The sequence below is a fragment of the Klebsiella sp. NPDC088457 genome (assembly GCF_044900465.1).
Taxonomy (GTDB): domain Bacteria; phylum Pseudomonadota; class Gammaproteobacteria; order Enterobacterales; family Enterobacteriaceae; genus Klebsiella.
Genome location: NZ_JBJDNH010000099.1, coordinates 1 through 4,882 on the forward strand (window position 1 = coordinate 1; position 4,882 = coordinate 4,882).

3 protein-coding genes are annotated in these 4,882 nt (G+C 53.5%); all 3 read right to left on the minus strand.

The features are described from left to right. Window positions 1-399: 399 nt before the first annotated feature. Entirely contained in the window at window positions 400-2,973 is a 2,574-nt protein-coding gene (gene clpB / locus ACI2JR_RS27970; protein WP_462480078.1) for an ATP-dependent chaperone ClpB, read from the minus strand. Window positions 2,974-3,101: 128 nt separating this feature from the next. Then, entirely contained in the window at window positions 3,102-3,833 is a 732-nt protein-coding gene (gene yfiH / locus ACI2JR_RS27975; protein ID WP_462480079.1) for a purine nucleoside phosphorylase YfiH, read from the minus strand. Next, window positions 3,830-4,810, minus strand: coding sequence for a 23S rRNA pseudouridine(1911/1915/1917) synthase RluD (rluD, locus tag ACI2JR_RS27980; protein WP_132731758.1), 981 nt, complete (start codon window positions 4,808-4,810; stop codon window positions 3,830-3,832). Before rluD ends, yfiH begins: the two co-directional genes overlap by 4 nt. Between the last annotated feature and the right edge of the window lie 72 nt (window positions 4,811-4,882).

The window sequence follows — 4,882 nt, forward strand, 5'->3', positions numbered from 1 at the left end:
AGACTTGGTATTCATTTTTCGTCCGAAGACGTTAAGAATCCATGTCACTTTGAGTGCCCACACAGATTGTCTGATAAATTGTTAAAGAGCAGTGCCGCTTCGCTTTTTCTCAGCGGCGCGGGGTGTGCATATTACGCCTCCCCGCTTCAGAGTCAAGCGTTTATTTTTGCTTTTCTCCGTTGGCGTTCATCGCTGAACCCCGCTGACCCGGCGGCTTGCTGGCCGTTGTTCCGTGTCAGTGGAGGCGCATTATAGGCAGTAATTCTGAGGTGACAAGTATAAATTCAGAAAAACGATTCGTTCGCTCATTTATTAAGCAAAACTCTATCCAGGCTTTAATTCTCGCCTGGTTTTTAAACAAAAACGAGCCCGATAGGCCCGTTTTTGTCGTTTTGTGATTTACTGCACTGCCACTATATGGTCGTCTTTTACCACCAGCTGAACTTCTTTACCGGGAACCAGTTCACCGGAAAGAATTTGCTGCGCCAGCGGGTTTTCGATCTGCTGCTGGATAGCGCGTTTTAACGGACGCGCGCCATACACCGGATCGTAACCATTCGCACTCAGCAACTTCAGCGCTTCATCTGAGATGTGGACTTCATAACCACGTTCTTCCAGACGTTTATACAGCCGCTGCAGCTGAATCTGTGCAATAGAAGCAATGTGTTTCTCGCCCAGCGGGTGGAATACCACGACTTCATCAATACGGTTGATGAACTCCGGACGGAAGTTGTGGCTGACAACACCCAGAACCAGATCTTTCATATGCGCATAGTCCAGCTCGCCGAAACGTTCCTGAATCAGATCCGAACCCAGGTTGGAGGTCATGATGACGACCGTATTACGGAAATCGACCGTTCTCCCCTGTCCATCGGTCAGACGACCGTCGTCCAGCACCTGCAACAGAATGTTGAACACATCCGGATGCGCCTTTTCCACTTCATCCAGCAAAATCACCGAGTAAGGACGACGGCGTACCGCTTCAGTCAGGTACCCACCTTCCTCATAACCAACGTATCCCGGAGGCGCACCGACCAGACGCGAGACGGAGTGTTTCTCCATAAACTCGGACATATCGATACGCACCATCGCATCATCACTGTCGAACATAAAGTTAGCCAGCGTTTTGCACAGCTCCGTTTTACCCACCCCGGTTGGGCCAAGGAACAAGAATGAACCGATCGGACGATTAGGATCGGACAATCCAGCACGGCTACGGCGAATCGCATTGGAGACCGCTTCGACCGCCTCATTCTGACCAATCACCCGGCTATGCAGCTCCTGTTCCATACGCAGCAGTTTTTCGCGCTCGCCTTCCATCATCCGGGCAACCGGGATACCGGTCCAGCGGGCCAGAACTTCAGCAATTTCGGCGTCGGTAACCTTATTACGCAGCAGACGCATGGTTTTGCCTTCTGACTGGGTAGCCGCCGCAAGCTGTTTCTCCAGCTCCGGAATTTTGCCGTATTGCAGTTCGGACATCCGCCCGAGGTCACCCACGCGACGCGCCTGCTCAATGGCGATTTTCGCCTGTTCCAGCTCGGCTTTGATCGTCTGCGTGCCGGAGAGCGACGCTTTTTCCGCCTTCCACTCTTCTTCCAGTACAGAATACTGACGCTCTTTATCCGCCAGTTCTTCATTCAGCATATCCAGACGTTTCAGACTGGCCTCATCGGCTTCTTTCTTCAGCGCCTGCTGTTCCAGCTTAAGCTGAATAATACGTCTGTCGAGTCGGTCGAGCTCTTCCGGCTTCGAGTCAATCTGCATACGGATGCTGGATGCGGCCTCATCGATCAGGTCGATGGCTTTGTCCGGCAGCTGGCGGTCAGCAATATAGCGGTGCGATAATGTTGCCGCCGCGACGATCGCCGGGTCAGTGATCTGCACATGGTGATGCAGTTCGTAACGTTCTTTCAGCCCACGTAAGATGGCGATGGTATCTTCGACTGAAGGCTCCGCCACGAACACTTTCTGGAAGCGACGCTCCAGAGCTGCATCTTTTTCAATGTACTGACGATATTCATCCAGCGTGGTCGCGCCGACGCAGTGCAGTTCACCGCGCGCCAAAGCAGGTTTCAGCATGTTGCCGGCATCCATTGCGCCGTCCGCTTTCCCCGCCCCGACCATCGTGTGCAGCTCGTCAATAAACAGAATGACGTTGCCTTCCTGTTTTGCCAGATCGTTCAGCACCCCTTTCAGGCGCTCTTCGAACTCACCGCGATACTTGGCTCCGGCGACCAATGCCCCCATATCCAGCGCCAGTACCCGACGGCCCTTCAGCCCTTCCGGTACTTCGCCGTTTACAATACGCTGCGCCAGCCCTTCAACGATGGCGGTTTTACCAACACCGGGCTCACCAATCAAAACCGGGTTATTTTTCGTTCGGCGCTGCAGAACCTGGATAGTACGGCGAATCTCTTCGTCACGGCCAATGACCGGATCCAGTTTGCCCTGTTCAGCACGTTCGGTCAGATCGACCGTAAATTTTTTCAATGCCTGACGCTGGTCTTCGGCACCCTGATCGTTCACGCTTTCACCTCCGCGCATTTGTTCAATCGCCTGAGTCACATTGGCGGTTGTTGCTCCGGCAGATTTTAAAAGGTCGGTTAGCGTACCGCGAGATTCAAGCGCCGCCAGAACGAACAGTTCCGACGAAATAAAGTTGTCCTTCCTCTTTTGCGCCAGCTTGTCGCAAAGATTCAGAATACGCACCAAATCCTGAGACGGCTGCACGTCACCGCCGGTGCCTTCCACCTGGGGTAAACGGCTTAACGCCTGACTGATACTGGTGCTTAACTCCCCGGCATTAATGCCAGCAGAGGTTAATAAAGGACGTACCGATCCCCCTTCCTGATTCAGCAAGGCGCTCATTAGATGAAGAGGTTCGATGAATTGGTTGTCGTGCCCTAGCGCGAGCGACTGGGCATCGGCAAGAGCAAGCTGGAATTTATTGGTAAGACGATCCAGACGCATAACTCCTCCCATAACAGGTCAAAATTGCTACTGGAGATTAAATGAGGTCATCCCTCAACTATTCAAGGTTAAAGACCTGAACTATGCGAAAAATAAGTTTGCCTTCTGGACCGTCTTGATTCGCCAGGTTATCTCAACCAGATAAAACTCGCCATACGACCCGTAGTCTTATCGCGACGATAAGAGAAAAAATCATCCTTTTCGCTTAGCGTACAACGATCGCCACCGAAGATCTGCGTTACGCCGACGCGGGCTAAGCGCTGGCGGGCCAGCTGATAGAGATCCGCAAAGTATTTCTCGCCGACCGGACGGAAAGCGCTTTCAGCTTGCCCGTCTTTTATCACAAAAGCGTCGCGCACTTCCGGGCCGACTTCAAAAGCGTCAGGACCGATAGCCGGGCCAAGCCACGCCAGAATGTTCTCCGGCTTATCGGCAAAGCAGGTGACCGTTTCTTCCAGCACGCCATCGCATAATCCGCGCCATCCGGCATGCGCCGCAGCGACTTCAGTTCCCGCCCGGTTGCAAAAAAGAACCGGCAGGCAATCCGCCGTCATCACGGCACACACGGTGCCCGGCGTATTACAGTATGATGCATCCGCCCGTTTTGACTCATATGGCCCGCCGTTCAGCTGCAGCACCGCGGTGCCATGAACCTGCTCAAGCCAGACCGGATACGTCGGTAGCCCGCCTGCGGCGAACATTCGCCGACGGTTTTCTTCAACATGCTGCAGATTGTCTCCGCAGTGGGCGCCCAGATTGAGCGAATCGTACGGAGGCAAGCTCACCCCGCCAGCGCGCGTGGAACTACAGGCGGCCACCCCTTCCGGAACCGGCCACTGCGGTACAATCAGTTTAGTCATAACCAGTCAATATCGTCCTTATGATCTTCATAATCTGCGCGCATGGCATCAATCAGCTCAACCATATCCTGTGGAATTGGCGCGTGCCACTCCATCTCAATACCGCTGATCGGATGATACAAACGCAGCATGGTGGCATGCAGAGCCTGACGGTCAAACTTGCGCAGCGCGGTAATAAAGGCTTCCGACGCCCCTTTCGGTGGACGCGGGCGACCGCCATAGACCTGATCGCCCACCAGCGGATGAGTGATATGCGCCATGTGTACGCGAATCTGGTGAGTGCGACCGGTTTCCAGACGTAAACGCAAACGAGTATGAATGCGGAAATGTTCCATAATGCGGTAATGGGTGACCGCCGGTTTGCCCATCGGGTGCACCGACATATGGGTACGTTTCGTCGGATGACGGCTAATCGGTTCTTCAACCGTCCCGCCCGACGTCATGTGACCAATTGCCACCGCCTCATACTCACGGGTGATTTCACGCAGCTGCAGCGACTCCACCAGCCGGGTTTGCGCCGGGATAGTTTTCGCCACGACCATCAGTCCGGTCGTATCTTTATCCAGCCGGTGAACGATACCCGCACGTGGAACGTCGGCAATCGGCGGGTAGTAGTGCAGCAGCGCATTCAGCACAGTACCGTCGGGGTTGCCCGCGCCTGGGTGGACAACCAGATCGCGAGGTTTATTGATGACGAGAATGTCATCATCCTCATAGACGATATTGAGCGGAATATCCTGCGGCTCAAAGCGTGCATCTTCTTCAATTTCAACATCGATAGAAACGCTCTCGCCACCTAAAACTTTTTCTTTCGGCTTGTCGCTGACAGCGCCGTTAACCAGCACTCGCTGGTCGAGGATCCATTCTTTTATGCGCGAACGCGAATAATCCGGGAACATTTCGGCCAAAGCCTGATCTAAGCGTTGACCGAGTTGGTTTTCGGACACCGTTGCGGTGAGTTGTACTCGTTGTGCCATATAGATCTTATTAGTTTATTGTTGGGTTTTAGTGTTTTGCGGTTTTTTTTTGTGTGTTTTTGTAGTTTGTTT